Here is a 16531-nt window from a genome sequence, read left to right on the forward strand (position 1 = left end):
GAACCCGCTCCTAGGTGTCAGTCGTACTGCATGCATCGCCGTCAGCCGTCCCGCTGGGCCCTTTTCCGGGGATGGAGTCCAGCAGCAGCTGGGTGTAGGGGTGGCGCGGATGTGTGAAGAGATCGTTGCTGGGTCCGTGCTCGACGATGACGCCACCGTGCATGACCGCGGCACGTTCGGTCATGTAGCGGACGACGGCGAGATCGTGGCTGATCAGCAGCATGGACAGTCCGCGCTCCTCCTTGAGGGTTAGGAGCAGGTTGAGGATCTGTGCTTGCACGGAAACGTCCAGTGAGGATGTTGGCTCGTCGGCAACCAGGAGATCAGGCCCACAGGCCAGGGCCCGCGCGATACCGACCCGTTGGCATTGGCCGCCGCTCAGGCGTGCAGTTCGCGAGCCGAGCGCCCGGGAGGGTAAGCCGACCTCCTCCAGGAGCTTGCGCGCCTGGTCGATGGCATTGCGCCGAGACCCGGCGTTCCAGCGGTGGAATGAGTCGGCGACGATTTCCTCGGCGCTGAGCTTCGGGTTGAGCGCACCATAGGGGTCTTGGAAGACCATCTGGACTCTGCGGCGCATCGCGTCCTTGGCCGGCCGCTTACCCCAAGCTTGTCCGCAGATAAGGACCGTACCCGCCTGCGGGGCCACCAAACCGATGATCACCTTTGCCAAAGTGGTTTTCCCGCAGCCACTCTCACCGACAAGACCGACGGATTCACCAGCTTCGACAGCGAGGGAAACCCCCTTGAGCGTGAGTTCGCGGGCATCGTATCCCGCAGTCACGCCCGACACTTCGACCAGTAGTTCAGACATCGAATTCCTCTTCAGCACGTATACACCGGACGAAATGCCCTGCTTCGACCTCGTCGACCGGCGGGGGGCTGCTCCTGCATTGGTCCACGGCGAGCGGACAGCGGTCTGCGAATCGGCAACCCGATGGCCAGGCACCCACCGCAGGTGGGCGCCCCGGCAAGCCTTTCAACCGTGCCCCCAAATCGTCGGTCATCGATGGACGCGCTTGCATCAGCGCGGCCGTGTAGGGATGCCGAGACCTCCCGAAAATTGTTTCGGTGCTGCCTGATTCCATTGACTGCCCGGCATACATCACCAGGACGCTGTCGCAGACATCGCTGACAACGCCGAGATCGTGTGTCACCAGAATGAGTGCCATGCCGGTCGAAGTACACAGCTCGGTCAACAATTCCAGAAGCCGACGTTGCACAGTCACATCTAGAGCTGTGGTCGGCTCGTCTGCGACCAACAGTCGCGGCTCGCCGGCAATACCGAGTGCGAACATGACACGCTGGCGCATGCCACCGGACAGCTCGTGCGGATACTTGGTGAGTACTCCTTTGGGGTCGGGCATATGCACCGCTGCCATCAGCTCCTCGGCGCGCCGCGTTGCGTTCTTCTTGCTCACCCCGAAATGCCGAACCGCCTCGGTAAGCTGTTGGCCGATCTTCATTACGGGGTTCAGCGAGTTCAGCGAACTCTGTGGGATGAAACCGATTTCGCTTCCCCGGATCTGCCGCCACTGCCGGTCGTCCAAGGTAAGCAGATCCATATCGCGATACCGTAACTCGCCGGAGGCCTCCAAGCCCCTCCGCTGCAGGGCACCGAGCACCGCTCGACAGGTGATCGATTTGCCGGATCCGGTCTCCCCCACGATGCCCAGGCGTTCGCCCTGGGAGAGCGTGAAACTCACTGAGTCCACGATAGGTACCTGACCGGCGCGGACGACAAGGTCCCGGGCGCTCAGGAGGATGTCGTGGGAATCAGCGGCGGCCGCAGCTGGCATGTTGATCTCCAGAGTTGCTGGGGCGTGGGTGCTCATTTGTCCCCCTCGGACAGGACTCGGGACCCCTGCCCCATGAGCCGGACTGCGATACCGGTGCACACGATGAACAGACCGGGACCTAGGCATACCCAAGGTGCCTCGCTCAGAACTGAACGGCCGTCGTAGATGATGCTGCCCCACTCGGGAGTCGGTGGTTGCACGCCGGCACCCAGGAACGGCAGGGCGGCAATCACGCCGATCACCAACACCGCGTCGGACAACCCATACGTGAGTGTGGCGGGCAGAACATTGGGGAAGATGTGGCGACGCACGGTCGTCCACCAACTGAGGCCGCTGACGCGCGCTGCTACCAGGAAGTCGCGCTGACGCAGCGAGAGCGTCTCGCCCCGCGCAATACGCGCGTAGACGCTCCAGCTGGTCAGGAACAGCGCGACCAGAATTCCGGGAACGCCGGGCGGCAGGATCCAGAATGTGGTCGATTGTCCGATCACTACGGCAAGGGCAAGGATCAGGATGTTGAAGGGAAACGCGAGAATCGCGTCGACGGTACGCATGATGACCCGGTCCAGCAGCGAGCCAGCGACCAGTCCTGACGCGATCCCGACCACTGTGCCGACAAGCAGCGGCACGACAACTCCGATGAAGGCGACGCCGAGGTCCAGTCGACCACCGATGAGGGTGCGGATGAAGACATCGCGCCCGAACGCGTCCGTACCGAATGGGTGGGCCAGGCTCGGACCGGTGAGTGGTATGCCCACGAAGTCGGTGGTCGAGGTGGTGACGAACAACGGCACCAGGACGCACAGCGCAACAATGGTGCCGAACAGTCCCGCGCCGGCAGCAAAGGTTCCGTTGACGCGAGTCGACGCTAGCCGTGCGCGCGCTGCGACGGCGATCGGTGCAAGTGAGGTCATGAGCGTGCCCTTGGGTCGACGGCAGCATGGAGGAGATCGGCGACGAGATTGCCCGCAAGGACGATGAGTGCGGTGATCACGGCGGCTCCCTGGATGGTCGGATAGTCACGCTGGGAAACGGCATTCACCAATTGGGTTCCGATTCCCGGCAGGTCGAAGACCGCCTCGATGACGGCGGCGCCGCCGATCAGAGTCCCTATGTTCATACCCACGACCGAGATGGTCGGCATCAGACTGTTCGGCAGCACATGACGCAACGCCACCCGGGTCGGGCTGTGGCCGCGCAGGATGGCGGCCTCAACGAAGTCCTCGTTCATGATCTGGCGGGCACTCGTCCACACCGCGCGATGCACCAGTGCGCCGAGGTAGGCGCTGAGTGCCAACGCCGGCAACCACACGAATTGCCCATTGGCAGGCCAACTCCCGGCCCATCCCCCGGCCGGCGCCAATCCCCAGCGCACGGCTACGAAGACCAGCATGATGAGTCCGAGAAGGAAAGGCGGGGTCGCCAGCGATGAGGTGGACAGCACCTCGAGGGTGTTGCGCACCAAGCCCGATTTCGACAATGCGGCCACCAGACCGCTCAGCGATCCGAACAGCACCGAGATGACCACCGTCGTGGCGATGACCGACAGGGTCACCGCCAGAGGCGGAAATAGCAGGCTTTCCACTGATTGCCCCGGGTGCGCCACCGACTGCCCGAAATCACCTTGCACGACGTCACCTACATAGGTGAGGAACTGGTTCAGGAGTGGCCTATCAAGCCCGAGAGCTTCCCGCAGTGCGGCAACCTTTTCCGGCGATGCGTGGATCCCCAGGATGGTGCGTGCTGGATCGCCGGGAACCAGATGCACCAACAGGAAACTCAGCGCCACCACGATCAATGTGACGACGATCGAATCGAGGAGGCGCTTTCCCGCGGCGATCGCCAGGCGGGCTGCGGGAGCGTTACGCCAGCGCATACGGGTCTCTGGTGGTGCGCCGTTCGGGCGAGTCGGCACCTTCTGTTCACTGTCCGCAATCACCGTCACAAGCCCAGACCCGATCCGTCGGCGCGGGTGCGATCGGGCTGACCGACTGCCACCGCAATCTCCCAAAGCGACCGTTGTGAGACCCAAGCCATCGCGGCGGCACGGCCACAGTTCCGCGTAGCTGATTCTGGCGGAGAAATCACGACATCGGACCGGTCGACTGAGGGCATGCCGGGGAGGCCACCCCTTCCTCGGTCATGGGTCTCACAGGTCATACGCATATCCCGTCATCTACTGATAGTATGTCTTTAGTGAAGCGCACCACAGAAGCAGTGTCAATACGCGAATGCCGCGCCCATCGTCCGCCACCTCGCCAAGCAGTTCGGTGCGGCCGGCGCGCGCGTACCACAGTTCGCAAGCCGCCCCGGCTGGAGCAGCACGATGCCAGGTGACACCCCCGTAAAGCCGGTGCTGCCAGCGTGGACGGCGACGGAACCCGCCGACCGAGCGGACTGCATCAGCCAACAACAGTGGAAGGGAACATCCCTGCAGGACAGCATGTTTGATCCGGCAGGGAACAGCGTTCCGATTGTCCAGTCCGGTTTGATGTGGCCAATGGCCTGCGTACGTTTGTCTTCGATGCACCACAACGCCGCGGTCGTACGCGACGTGTGCCAGGCGCACGGGGTGCAGCTGGCACCGCACATGAAGGCCAGTATGTCGCCGGAGGTCGCAGCGCTGCAGACCCACGGGTCTCCGTGGGCGCTCAGCGTGGCATCGGCGGCACAGCTGATGGCCGTGCGTTCCTGGGGCGCCGGGCGGGTGCTGTTGGCCAATGAGACCAGCGACCCAACGTTGTTGTCTTGGCTGCGTGCCGAACTCGTCCGCGATCCTGGGTTCGAGTGCTACTTCTATGTGGATTCGGCAGCCGGTGCCGCCCTGGCAGGGAAGTATCTGGCCGAGGCGCCGTCGGCGTACACCCTCATCGAATGCGGCTACCCCGGCGGACGGGCTGGCGCACGTCGGTACAACCAGGTCGCCGAAGTTGCCTATGTGGCTCGCGATTGTGGGCTGCGTGTGGTCGGCGTTGCGGGTTACGAAGGCATGCTCGCCGAGGATCGTTCGGATCGCTCCATTCGACGTGTGAGGTCCTTCGGGCTGTTGTTGCGGCGCTGGCTTGGCCAACTCGACGAGGACGGACTTCTCGACTCCGCGTGCGAAGAGTTCGTGATCAGCTGCGGGGGCAGCATGTTCTTCGATGTGCTCGCACGGGAACTCGGGGCGCCGTGGGCGTTGGCGCGCCCGGTGGTTCCGGTGCTTCGAGCGGGTTCGTTCATTCTTCACGACCACGGCCACTACGCGGGAGCCGGGCGACCTGGTCGTGACCTGGGTTTGCGGCCGGCGCTAGAGATCTGGGCGCAGGTTCTGTCGCGCCCGGAATCTGACTTGGTGATCCTTGGTGCCGGTCGTCGCGATATCGGTTCCGATCTGGGATTGCCCGTCGTCGTGCGCAGCGTCGCTCCGGCTGCACCACTGCATCGCGCCGAAGCAGAGGTGTTCGATATGCACGACCAACATTTGTTGGTCAAAGTTCCTCCCACACACCGCGTTAACGTCGGCGATGTGGTGGTTCTCGGCGTTTCGCATCCGTCAATCACCATGGACAAATGGCCCGCGTTAGCAGTGCTCGATGACGATGACCGCATCATTGGCCGCATCTCGACCTATTACTGATGAAATCCAACAGCTTCAGGCCCGGCCTTGAGGGGCCGGGCCTGAACTCTGCGTAGGGAGATGTCGTGCCGACGTGAAAGGTCTATTGACCCGGGCCGGTTTCGGCGGTCCCGACCTGGAACACACCTGCCGGCGTCAACGCCACTACCCGCGGCGACAACGACGATGCCCAGATCGAGGCAAAATCAGTTAGTGGGACAAACGGCAGATCGCGAGCGAACCGGTCGTTGATCTTGGTGAGAATGCCTGTGCGTGCCGTCCGATCGGCGGCCGCTGATAGTTGAACCACCAGGTCGGTCATCTCCGGTGAGTTGTACGACGAAAACAGGGAGTTGATCCCGCCATCGGGGGTGAGGCCCAGCGGCAGCATCGTCAGCTCGGGCGCGTTCGCCAAGTCGTAGAGGCTACTGACCTCCATCTGAAAATTGCCGTTTTGCTCGTTGGTGTTGATGGTGGACTGGTCTACCGTCTGCAGAGCGACGGTGATTCCGACATCGGCGAGGTTCTGCTGAATGATGGTGGAGATGGAGTCGAAGGGCGCAAACCCTGACCGCACCATGATGTTGAGGTTGCACCCGCCCTGGCAGGCCGTCCCCTTCAGGAGTTCTTTGGCCTTCTCGATGTCACGGTCGGTGGATACCGAGGAGTCATGACCCTCCATCGTCGACGGCAAGAAACTGCCGAGAACCTTGTTCTGGCCCAAGTAGGCGATGTCGTTGATCTGGTCGCGGTCGATCGCAGCCGAAATCGCCTGCCTCACTTTCGGTTCGTCGAGCGGTTTGCTGAGGTTGTTCATGAACAGATATACGCCGCCGTACTGTGGAGTGGCGTAGGCCTTGGCCGGCGACTTCACCTGCTTGGCTAGAGCTGCCGACAGCTGGCCGGCGACGTCGATCTGACCGGTATTCAGTTGGGCTAGACGGGTGTTGGCGTCAACGACGACTTTGAACTCGACATTGGGCACTACGGGCTGTAACTCAGCGGGGTAGTTCTCGTTGCGTTTGAACACCACGTCGTTTGGATTGTTCGCCACCAAAGCGTACGGACCTGCCGAGACGGGGTGCTGCCAGAATTGCGGATCTGTCGCGGCTGCGGCAGGAAAGACGCCGACCGGCGCTTCGGTCAGGGCAAGCGGGAAGCTCGCGGCCGGGTGCTTCAGGGTGAAGATGACTTCGGTGGTGCTGGGCGCCGTCACCGAGGCCAGGGACCCGATGATGCCGGCATTGGCGTTGGCGGGGTCGTGGAGGGCACGTTCGAATGTCGCCACAACATCCGCGCCGGTCAGCGGACTTCCGTCGGAGAACATCAAGCCATTCCGCAGCGTGCACGTGTAGTTGAGCTGCGAGTCGTCGAATTGACAACCCGTCGCCAAACCCGGCGCTGCCTTGCCTTCCCGCTGCACCATCAGGGTTCCGGAGATCAGCCCGAGCGCCATCACGTCGACCTCCTGTGTCGCCTGATTGGGATCGATTGAGACGATCGAGGCTCCAACGCCGACGCGGATCGTGTCAGGAATGACAGCGGGTAGGTCGCCGGTTGTTTCCGCGACGCCGGCGGTGGACATCGGCTGTTCTCCCGCCGTCCCGCAAGCAGTCAGCAATCCACCACTGATCGCCACGATCGCGACCGCCGCGAGCGACCTACATTGTGTCTTCATAGTCTCATCCTGTCAGTCACTCATACTATTTGTTGTGGAACGGCCGGGATCGCCTGCTCAATCGCTACCGAACGGGCCTGCACGGTCATCGACGGTCCTCGGCAGGAAACGTGATGGACTGGACCTTCGGGGGATTCAGCGACGTCAGGGTCACAGCGCAGCGCAGCTGTCCGCGCTGACCGCGCACTGCCCATTCCAAGTGGGCGGGCGAGGTGCTCACGGGCTCGCATAGCTCGAGCGGTTGCTGTCGGCAATCGTCCGTGAAGTCGACGGCTGCTGCGGCGGAGGCGAACTGGGCCCGCCGCTGGAGTCGAGGCAGGTCCAAGTCAAGGTTGTCGGCGAATATCCGGTCCGCCACAGCGTCGTCCCACCGCGCAAGCAGTTGTTCGATGTCATTACGTGCGTTCAGCGTCACGGGCCATAGGTCGGTGCGTGCAGGCCGGGCGTCGGCGGCCAGCACATGTTGCAAGGCGGCGATTGCCGGCGATTGGGCGTAGGAGGCGTTCTCCAGAACGACGACTCCCAGTTGTGTTGCCGGGTGCCAGGCCATCTGCGCGCTGAAACCCGGGTAACCGCCGCGATGGGAGACGATGATGCCTTCGTCGTGGAGTTCGACTTCCAGGCCATAGCCGTAGCCGGCCGCCCGGATCGGTTGATGCATGCGTAACGGGTCGAGTTGGTGGATCTGCTGCATTTCGCGCCGACTGCTGGCCGCAAGAGTGCGGTCACCGGACGCGCCCAGCGGGTACCCGGCTGCCAGCCACCTACACCAGGACGTGAGGTCGTTGGCGGTCATGTACAGGCCCCCGATGGGTGAGAATGCGCCTGGACTGGTGACGGGAGCGGGTTGCCAGCGTCCGTGGACGTTGACGAAGCCGTCAGCGATGCCGTCGCAGGCGGTGGCCGTAGATGTGTCGAAAGCGGTCTGCTGTAGGTCGAGCGGGCGCAACAACCGGCTGGTGACGAATTCACGGTAGCCAATACCACTGGCCCGCTGGATGATTCGTCCGAGTAGGGCATATCCGAGGTTGGAGTATTCGTAGCGAGTGCCAGGCCTGCTAGCGAGCGTGAAGCCGCGCCGGCACAGGTCGGTGAAGTCGGCGTCGGACATAGACTCTTGCCGATCGGCCCACGGGTTGTCGGTGGCCAAGCCTCCTGACATGCTCAGCAGGGCGCCGACCGTGGACAACGGTGGTGGCTCAGATCCGGGCAGCTCCCAGACGCCGATATCAACGAAGTCAGATATCGAGTCCTCAAGGGTGAGCACTCCGGCATCGCGCAGTTGCAGGATCGCTGCTGCGGTGAAGCTCTTGGTGCATGAGGCGACGCGGAACGCGGTGTCTACGCTGGGAGGGCGGCCGTCGGCGGCGGCAGTTCCGTAGGCACCGCTGAAACCCACGCCGTTCGCAGTGAATACGGTATAGACGGCGCCAGGCACGATGCCGGCAGTGACCCGTTGACCGATCAAGGCGTGTATCGCTGATTGTGCGTCCGCGAGCATCGTCAGCTCCTACCGTTGCACCTCGGCAGGCACCAACGCCGGCGGAAGCCCTTGGAAGGCGACCGGTCGCAGGAAGCGCATGATGGCATCTGGCCCCACCGAGGTGAACAGCGGATTCGAGGTGGCTGGGAACGGTCCGCCGTGGTGCTGACCGGTCACTACGGCTACACCAGTTGGCCAGGAATTCCACACCACCCGACCTGAGATTCGTGCAGCCACGCGGATCACGTGGCGCAGCAGCGCGCACTCGTCGCGGCCGTGAATCGAGCTCACCAGGCAACCCTGCAGCGTGCAACAGAGGGCCATAAGTTGGTCGTCGTCGTCGTATTCCACCAACAAGCCGGCAGGCCCGAAGTACTCGCGGTCGATCAATGAGCGGTTCTGCAATGCCATGTCGGCGCTGAGGCTGAAAACCACTGGCCGTACGTGGAATCCGCTCGCAGGAAGGGACGCAGTCGATTCGTAGATTGCGACGCCGGACCGCCCTTTCAGTTGCTCCACCCCAGCGACGAACTCTGATTGGATGCCCCGGTGCAGCAGCGCCGCGGCGGGTCGGGCCAGGATCTGTTCAGCAATCGCCGCCGACAGGTTGACGCGTCGTGGAGCGATCAGCAACCCGGGATTCGTGCAGAACTGGCCGCCGCCCAGAGTCAACGAATCAAGGTAGTCGCCGATGAAACTGTGGACGTCGGTGATGGCATCAGGTAGGACGAAAACAGGGTTGACACTGCCGAACTCGCCGTAGAACGGGATGGGGTCTGGCCTGCTGGCGGCCACGCCTGCCAGGGCGCGCCCACCCGCGAAGGAGCCGGTGAATGCGGCGGCGCGGACCGTGGGGTCGCTCACAAGTCGTATGCCTTCGTCTATACCGGAGACGAGTGCGAACACACCAGGATCCACTCCGACTTCCGACAGCGCGTCGTCGATGATGCGCGCGGTGAGCAGCGACAGCTGCGGGTGTGCCGGGTGCGCCTTGACTATGACGGGGCAGCCGGCAGCCAGCGCGGAGGCGGTGTCTCCCCCGGCGACGCTGAAGGCGAAGGGGAAATTGCTGGCGGCGAAAACTGCGACGGTTCCGAGGGGCAGGTGGTACCGGTGAAGGTCAGGGCCACCTGGCGGGGTCCCGGTGTCGCCGGGGATTGTTACACCGGCGTGGGCGAGGTGCGCACCATGAGCGATGACCTCGGCGAACATCCGCAGCTGTGTGGTCGTACGGGCGACTTCGCTTGTCAGCCGAGGTGTTCCGAGCCCTGTTTCGTCGTCGGCGATCGCGACTAGGTCCCGGCTCGCATGGGCTAGCGCATCGGCGATGCGGCGCAGCGCTGCAGCACGGACTGGTCCTGGCGTTGCGGCCCAGCCGGGGCCGGCTTGCGCTGCGCGCTGCACGATCTCGTTGTGCTCGTGTGCTGAAGTCTCGGCGAAGCCGATCGCGCCTGACGCTCCGGAGCTGGGATTGGTCGATGTCGACGTCATCTGGAATGCCTTTGTGGTCGGAAGTTGGTTTTCTTTCGGGTCTAGTGATCTAGCCGCCATAGCGGTGTGGCGCGATGCCACGCCCTGCCCCGAACCAGGCCAAAACGTGACCGGCCCAAGGTTCTTCATCCTCAATGGCGGTAGCGACCCGAGCTGACGTTACGAACAAGGTGTCCAGAGCGGCCCCGCCGAACGCCGGACACGTGGGGTGGCTGACCGGCAGAGCGAAGATGTCTCGCAACCGTCCGTTTGGGGAATAGCGGCGTAGATGGCCGCCCTCCCAGACTGCTACCCACACGTCGCCGGAGCGGTCGACGGTGAGCCCGTCGAGGTACCCCAACGCGGGATCTATGGTGGCGAATTCTTGGCGCTGTCCGAGCCCGCCGGTGTGCAGGTCGTATTCGTAGACGTACACCACAGGTTGGCCGGAGTCGATGAAGTACATCCTGCGTCCGTCGGGTGACCAGCCGATGCCGTTGGATTCGGTGAGATCCCCCAGCAGTCTCCTCGCGTGGCCGTCAACGGATACGGAGAACAGCTCCCCCAAACCGACGACGTTTCCACCGGTCGTTCCGACCAGCAGCCGGCCGGCGGGATCGCAGGAGCCGTCGTTGAACCGCACCCTCGCGATATCGATCGGAAGGTAGATCGGTCCACGGTCGGGGCGGCCGTCGCCGTCGAGCAGCACGATGTGCTGGCCGGTGGCCACAGCGAGGCCGCCGTTGGCACGCAGCAACGTGACTCCGATGGGCAGCCCCTCGGGCTGCGACCAGATCACCGTGTCATCGCACCCGCCACTGGAATGCACCTTGCCAGTGACGCAGTCAGTCCAGATCAGCCTGTTCGAGCGGACGTCCCACAAAGGGTGCTCACCGAGCTCAGCGCCCGCTTGCACCGCAACATGCCACTGAGCGGTCTCGCCGTCGAGCGTGCGAACGGGCGGAACGGGCTCGTTCACCGCACGGGGATTCCGAGATCGGCAGCCCTACCGACGGTCTGCCTGAACCCACCGCCGCATCGGTCGACCCACTCCAGAGCGACGCTGGCGCGGCGCACCTTCTCCCGGGCGATTACCGTCGCCTGGTCGACCAAGTGCAGACCACTCGGATACAACCCAGCAGAATTCCGCAGCCCGAACTTCGCATACAGCGGCCTGGCGATGGTGATCAGGTCGGCCAGCTGCTCGCCTCGCACCACGCCTCCCATGGAGTCAGGGGCCTCTACGTATAGGTCGAGCGGAGCCCTCGTCACCGAACGCATCTCGGCAAGTTCGTGAATCGACATATCCGTCGGCAGGTTGACCGTGGCGGCGCCGAGACGTTCCAGGAGTGCGAGGCTGGCGGGGTTCGACGGTGCACACAGCACGGATCCTTTCCACACCACGTCAGCTGGAATGTGGCCGGACCGCTGGGCTCTGACCAGTAGATCCAGCAGGCCGAGATCGGCGATCAGGAAACTACGGATACCGCAGTCGATCGATCGGTGCACATCTTCGACCGCATAGCGCAATTGGCGCATGCCGCGCACCGAACCGTGCAGGAACCCGCCGTCGTCGGCGCGTGACATGGCGGCGATACCCCACTCTTCGCGAGGCCCGGTGAACAGACAGACCTCCACGGCCCGATCCGCGCCGATGTTCGCCATCTCCTTCTGCTCAGCCAGCGTCAACGTCATTGCGCCGCTGCCTTGAGAGACCCGGTTGACGGTCACGCCTCGGCTGTCGGCCTCGTCGAGGACCGCTCGTAGCACCTCCGGCCCCTCAACCGAGGGAATCTCGATACGGAAGTCGGCGCCATCGGCGAATCGAGCCTGGCTCCCGCCGGGGACGAGTTCCGCCGGCATACCCGCCTCGCTTAGGAGCGCGTCGGCCAGCAGGGGCACCGGATCGGACAGTGAAACAGCTTGCTGTGCTGTCATCTTCAGCCTTCCTGGTGAACCGGATTGAGGTCGGATTCGCCGCGCAGGCTGATACCGCCGTCGACAGAGATCAACTGGCCGGTGATCCACGCTGCGTCGGTGGACAGGAGCATGCGTACCGCTGAGCCGATATCGGAGGCATGGCCGATGCGGCCCAACGGTGTCCGCCGGACGATCTCACGCATCTCGTCGGCATCCTGGAGCGCTTCGTGAGTCATCGGAGTGTCAGTCTCGCCCGGCGCCACGATGTTCACTCGGATGTCGTGCTCGCCCAATTCGGACGCGGCCGTTTTACCCAACATCGTCACCGCCGCCTTGGAGGCGCAGTACTGGCTGATGCTCCGGCATGGCCAGAAAGCGTTGTTCGAGGCGATCAAGATCGCCGATCCGCCTCCCCCAGCGGCAATCCTGTTGCGCGCGAACGCACGCAGAGCCCGAACCGAGCCCATCAGATTGATGTCGAGCACCGTGTTCCAGTCCTCGTCACTGGAATCCACCAAGTACTCACCAGCGCAGATGCCCGCCGAGTTGACCAGCGCCACCGCGTCGGGATGTGAATTCACCCATGCGTCGACTGCAGCAGTGTCACGTACATCAACGACAGTGCCCACCCCACCCACTTGCGCGGCCACCTGCTCCACTGCGACGTCCCGGTCGGCAAGAGCCAGCCGCCAACCTGCCTGCGCGAGGGCCTTCGCGGCCGCTCGACCGATTCCTGAAGCGGCGCCCGTGATGAGCGCGAGTTGACCGGTCATGAATGAGAACTCCTTTGATCGCGATGGACAACCAGAGAGATACTATATGATGATGATAATGAAAGCTACTGTGACTATGCATAGAAGGCGAGGCCAAAAATGGCACTGAAGTCCTTGGCCAACAACGGAACAGGCGCGGGAGCCGCCCCGCCGGACAACTTGTTCAAAGGCCTGCCATCCGGCTCGACACTGAAAAACCCGCTGCCCGTATGCGCGCTCTCAGCGGGATTCATGTGGCCGATGGCCGTTATCAGCGATCCGGCACTGCGCAACAACGCCGCCCTGATGTCCGAAGTTTGCGCTCGCTACGGCGTGCAGCACGCGCCGCACCTCAAGACCTCGATGTCACCCGAACTGGCGGAATTGCAGGCAGATGAGGGCGCATGGGGTTTCACTGTCGGGTCGAGTTCGCAGGTCCGTACCGCCAGGTCGTGGGGTTGGCGACGCATCGTTTTGGCGGCTGAGTGCGTCGACGCGCAGTTCCTGCGCTGGCTGGGCTGCGAACTCGAAGCAGACCCAACATTCGAGTTCTACCTGTTCATCGACTCGGTGGCGGGCGCCCAAGTGGCCGCACAGTACCTCGGCAACGTCGGAGTACGTGCTGGAATCCTTCTCGACGTGGGCCATTCAGGCGGGCGCACCGGCGTCCGCGATGATGATTCCGCCCTGGCGGTGGCCCGCGCGATCGCAGATCTCGAGCTTTCCCTCGCGGGGATCGCGGGCTACGAAGGGACCGTCGGCGCCGAACGCACACCTGCGGTCACGTCGGCAGTGTCGGCCTACCTCCGCCGCTTACGTACCACCGCAGAACTGCTGGACCGCAATGGCATGTTCGACCCGCGACGGGAGTCGTTCATCGTCAGCTGCGGCGGCAGCACGTTTTTCGACCTCGTCGTCGACGAGCTCAGCCGATACTGGACGCTCACCCGTCCCGTGACGACGGTTCTGCGCAGCGGCTGCTATCTGCTGCATGATCACGACTTCTACGCGTCTAGCGCGCCGACCTTTCCGTGGGGCGGGCGGCTTCAACCGGCCCTAGAGGTGTGGGCCCAGGTGATTTCGCGTCCCGAGCCCGGTTTGGCCATCCTCAACTCGGGCAGGCGCGACATCGGCTTCGACCTCGGCCTGCCCATTCCGCTGCGCATCATCGATCCCAGCTCGACAGTTCACAGCATTACGGCAGGAACCATCACCGAACTCAACGATCAACACGCCTACCTGACAATCCCTGCAGCACAACAGCTCTCGGTCGGCGACTTGGTCGCACTCGGCCTGTCACACCCCTGCACCACCATGGACAAGTGGCGCGCGATACCCGTCATCGATGACGAGCTTCAAGTCATCGACTACGTACGAACTCACTTCTAGACACACCCACCACACAGAAAGGCTCGACATGAAATTGATCAGCACCGACCGCGCCCCGCATCCCGCTGGCGCCTACGGCCAGGCCGTCGTGGCATCGGGGTTCGTCTTCACCGCGGGAATGGCACCGGTGGATCCGGTCACCGGCAAGGTGATCGGAGAAGGCATCCGCGAACAAACCCGCCGTACTCTCGACAATCTGGAAGCCGTCTTGGAGAGCGCCGGATCGAGTCTGAGTCAGGTCGTCAAGGTGACCGTCCATCTCGAAGACGTCGAGCGCGACTGGCCCGAATTCGACGCCGTATTCGGCGAGCGGTTCGAAGGACACCGGCCGGCGCGTACCGCAGTGGGGTCCCGCCTCGGCGACATCCTGGTCGAGATCGACGCAATCGCCCTCGCACCCTGACCGCACGGAACAGCCCCGGAAGCGATGTGCCTGAAACTCAGCGCTTTCGGGGCTTCTTCGTAGTCGGCCAGTCAGGCTTCCACCGATGGTCCACCTCGTCGAGTTGCTCATCGCTCAGCGCCCGTCGAAGAGTGGTCCCCACCGACCAATCGAGGTGCCGCGCCATCTCACGACGGGCTCCTACGACATCTCGGTTACGCAATGCCTTTGCGATTTCGAGGTGCGCATCATGCACGTCGCGGACTTCACTTGCGTCGAGCTGATCCACCGCCCACGTCGGGACCAGCTCGCGTCTGATGTCCGCAACCAACCGGGTGAGCACCAAATTGCCGGAACCCTCAGCTATCGCTCCGTGAAAAGCGAGATCGTCGGTGACCCGACCACGCACATCAAGAGGCTCGTCGTCTTTGTCCGCAGCATCATCGTGCATGCGCTGTGCCATTTGCACGATCTGATCGAGCTGCTCATCACTCGCCCGGACTGCGCACATCTCGGTCGCTGCGATCTCCACCAGTCGCCGGACCTCGTAGAGGTCGGCGGCTAGAGAGCCAGCCAGCTGCTCGCGCGAAATGGCGTGCTGCACCAGGTCTTCGAGAAAGCGCCAGTCTTTGGCCGCCGTGACGGTCGACTTGCGTCCGTGCTTGACATCGATCAGGCCGGCCGAGGACAACGCCTGCAACACTTCACGGCCCACGGTTCGGGATACCGCGAATTTCTTCGCGATCACTTCGGCGGGCGGCACGATGTCCCCCTCCCGCAACCGTCCCGCCACAATGTCGCGGGCCAACCTCCTCGCCACCCGCTCATGCAACCGTTCCTGTTCAATCACGTCGTCGTCCCAGGAAATCGACATTCGCCCTCCGAACCGGAAATCCGGCCATCAGATAGTATGAGTATATGTTCTTCAGTGAGGATTATAACGGAGCTTCATGCCCTGAACGGGCAGACATTGCCCTCGTGACGGGTTCGGCGGGCGGAATCGGGTCTGCGATCGTCGCTGAACTCAAACGTCGCGGGATGATCGTCATTGGCGCCGACCGCACCCCTGCGGGCAGTGGCAGCGAAGACCACTTCCTCTCAACAGATCTCGCAGAAGTCGAAGCCGACAGCTTGATCACGGCCTCCACCGACGCGTGCGGGACGGCGCCCCACGTGCTGGTCAACTGCGCCGGAGTGAGCATCGATGCTCCGGCCGAGACATTGAATCGGCAGCAACTCGAACGCGTTCTGGCCATCAATCTGATCGCGCCCATCGAACTCTCGATCGCCGCCGGCCGCCGGATGCTCGAAGACGGCTACGGCCGCATCGTGAACATAACGTCGATACACGGTCGCGCCGGAGCCATCGGATGCCTTCCTTACGACGCTTCCAAGGCCGGACTCGACAATGCCACGCGCACCCTTGCCGCCGAGTGGTCACGCCGCGGTGTTCTCGTGAATGCCGTCGCGCCAGGCTTCGTCCGCACCGCGATGTGCACCGACGAGCGGCTCTCACAGCCGTGGTTCACCGAAGGCTACGTCGCGAATGGCCGCCTGCCGTTGGGCCGCGCAGCACAGCCAGAAGAGATCGCAAAACCCGTCGCATGGCTATCAAGTCGCGAAAATACCTATGTCACAGGACAAGTGATCTACGCCGATGGTGGCCTATACAGCACATTCTGACCCAGTGTCCCGAGTCGTTGATTCGCTCTCATTTGTATCGCGAGGCACGGCGCCTCGACGTCTCACTGCAGCTCAGATCTGTGGCGAAACATTGAACGGGCGGCCACCTCGGTTTTCGCCGAGCACCTAGAATTGCTGTGCAGGTGACCATTTCGGAAACCCTGTCGACCCTGCCACGAGGCGATATCCGCCAAACACGGCTAGCCTCGACGCAGTCAGTTCTCGTCCTCAAGCCATTCGGCCGGAACGAGGCGGATGGCTCTGCGCCAGCGGTGTCTTACAGCCTCCCGGAACCACTACTCGTCTACGAGGTCAGGGTGGTCGCTCAGAATGATCTGTTGTCGTTTCCGGAACTGCGCCGGCAATGATGCTTCCCCTGA

Annotated in this window: 15 protein-coding genes; 4 read left to right on the top strand and 11 right to left on the bottom strand. The window is 63.3% G+C overall.

The features are described from left to right. Window positions 1–10 precede the first annotated feature (10 nt). Genes EH231_RS29315 through EH231_RS29330 form a run of 4 tightly spaced genes read right to left on the bottom strand, consistent with a single transcriptional unit; the run spans window position 11 to window position 3711 of the window. Window positions 11–811, bottom strand: a complete 801-nt coding sequence (locus tag EH231_RS29315; RefSeq protein WP_090423850.1) for an ABC transporter ATP-binding protein — start codon at window positions 809–811, stop codon at window positions 11–13. Next, on the bottom strand, window positions 804–1832 hold the full coding sequence (locus EH231_RS29320) for an ABC transporter ATP-binding protein (protein ID WP_164481064.1): 1029 nt from the start codon (window positions 1830–1832) through the stop codon (window positions 804–806). The genes EH231_RS29315 and EH231_RS29320 overlap by 8 nt, the downstream gene beginning before the upstream one ends. Continuing rightward, the gene (locus tag EH231_RS29325; RefSeq protein ID WP_090423848.1) at window positions 1829–2710 is read right to left on the bottom strand and encodes an ABC transporter permease; all 882 of its coding nucleotides are present in this window, start codon (window positions 2708–2710) and stop codon (window positions 1829–1831) included. The genes EH231_RS29320 and EH231_RS29325 overlap by 4 nt, the downstream gene beginning before the upstream one ends. Beyond that, complete coding sequence (locus EH231_RS29330) at window positions 2707–3711, bottom strand: ABC transporter permease (RefSeq protein ID WP_124713867.1); 1005 nt, start codon at window positions 3709–3711, stop codon at window positions 2707–2709. Before EH231_RS29330 ends, EH231_RS29325 begins: the two co-directional genes overlap by 4 nt. A gap of 609 nt (window positions 3712–4320) precedes the next feature. Between EH231_RS29330 and EH231_RS29335 the strand changes: the two genes are divergently transcribed. Continuing rightward, entirely contained in the window at window positions 4321–5415 is a 1095-nt protein-coding gene (locus EH231_RS29335) for a type III PLP-dependent enzyme domain-containing protein (protein ID WP_164481066.1), read from the top strand. 82 nt (window positions 5416–5497) lie between these two features. Here the strand turns inward: EH231_RS29335 and EH231_RS29340 are convergent, their stop codons facing one another. The 6 genes from EH231_RS29340 to EH231_RS29365 all read right to left on the bottom strand — a co-directional run bounded on the left by EH231_RS29340 (window position 5498) and on the right by EH231_RS29365 (window position 12718). Further along, on the bottom strand, window positions 5498–7072 hold the full coding sequence (locus EH231_RS29340; RefSeq protein WP_124713869.1) for an ABC transporter substrate-binding protein: 1575 nt from the start codon (window positions 7070–7072) through the stop codon (window positions 5498–5500). Between the two features lie 85 nt (window positions 7073–7157). After that, window positions 7158–8573 carry a serine hydrolase domain-containing protein gene (locus EH231_RS29345; protein WP_124713870.1) on the bottom strand — a complete coding sequence of 472 codons (1416 nt, stop codon included), beginning with the start codon at window positions 8571–8573 and terminating at the stop codon, window positions 7158–7160. 9 nt (window positions 8574–8582) lie between these two features. Beyond that, complete coding sequence (locus tag EH231_RS29350; protein WP_164481067.1) at window positions 8583–10046, bottom strand: aldehyde dehydrogenase family protein; 1464 nt, start codon at window positions 10044–10046, stop codon at window positions 8583–8585. A gap of 49 nt (window positions 10047–10095) precedes the next feature. Beyond that, complete coding sequence (locus tag EH231_RS29355) at window positions 10096–11004, bottom strand: SMP-30/gluconolactonase/LRE family protein (protein WP_124713872.1); 909 nt, start codon at window positions 11002–11004, stop codon at window positions 10096–10098. Further along, window positions 11001–11963: a U32 family peptidase gene (locus EH231_RS29360; RefSeq protein ID WP_205265409.1), complete on the bottom strand. Its 963-nt coding sequence runs from the start codon at window positions 11961–11963 to the stop codon at window positions 11001–11003. The genes EH231_RS29355 and EH231_RS29360 overlap by 4 nt, the downstream gene beginning before the upstream one ends. Before the next feature lie 2 nt (window positions 11964–11965). Continuing rightward, window positions 11966–12718, bottom strand: a complete 753-nt coding sequence (locus tag EH231_RS29365; RefSeq protein ID WP_124713873.1) for an SDR family NAD(P)-dependent oxidoreductase — start codon at window positions 12716–12718, stop codon at window positions 11966–11968. Window positions 12719–12817: 99 nt separating this feature from the next. On the opposite strand from EH231_RS29365, the gene EH231_RS29370 reads away from it, so the two are divergent. Together EH231_RS29370 and EH231_RS29375 are read left to right on the top strand one after the other, a co-directional pair. After that, entirely contained in the window at window positions 12818–14086 is a 1269-nt protein-coding gene (locus EH231_RS29370) for an alanine racemase (protein ID WP_124713874.1), read from the top strand. Window positions 14087–14114: 28 nt separating this feature from the next. Then, window positions 14115–14489 carry a RidA family protein gene (locus EH231_RS29375; protein ID WP_124713875.1) on the top strand — a complete coding sequence of 125 codons (375 nt, stop codon included), beginning with the start codon at window positions 14115–14117 and terminating at the stop codon, window positions 14487–14489. Window positions 14490–14526: 37 nt separating this feature from the next. Here EH231_RS29375 and EH231_RS29380 read toward each other — a convergent pair whose 3' ends face one another. After that, the gene (locus EH231_RS29380) at window positions 14527–15342 is read right to left on the bottom strand and encodes a FadR/GntR family transcriptional regulator (protein ID WP_090423838.1); all 816 of its coding nucleotides are present in this window, start codon (window positions 15340–15342) and stop codon (window positions 14527–14529) included. Between the two features lie 44 nt (window positions 15343–15386). Between EH231_RS29380 and EH231_RS29385 the strand changes: the two genes are divergently transcribed. Then, entirely contained in the window at window positions 15387–16151 is a 765-nt protein-coding gene (locus EH231_RS29385; protein WP_124713876.1) for an SDR family NAD(P)-dependent oxidoreductase, read from the top strand. The last annotated feature ends 380 nt before the right edge of the window (window positions 16152–16531 follow it).

Source organism: Mycolicibacterium nivoides, assembly GCF_003855255.1.
GTDB lineage: Bacteria > Actinomycetota > Actinomycetes > Mycobacteriales > Mycobacteriaceae > Mycobacterium > Mycobacterium nivoides.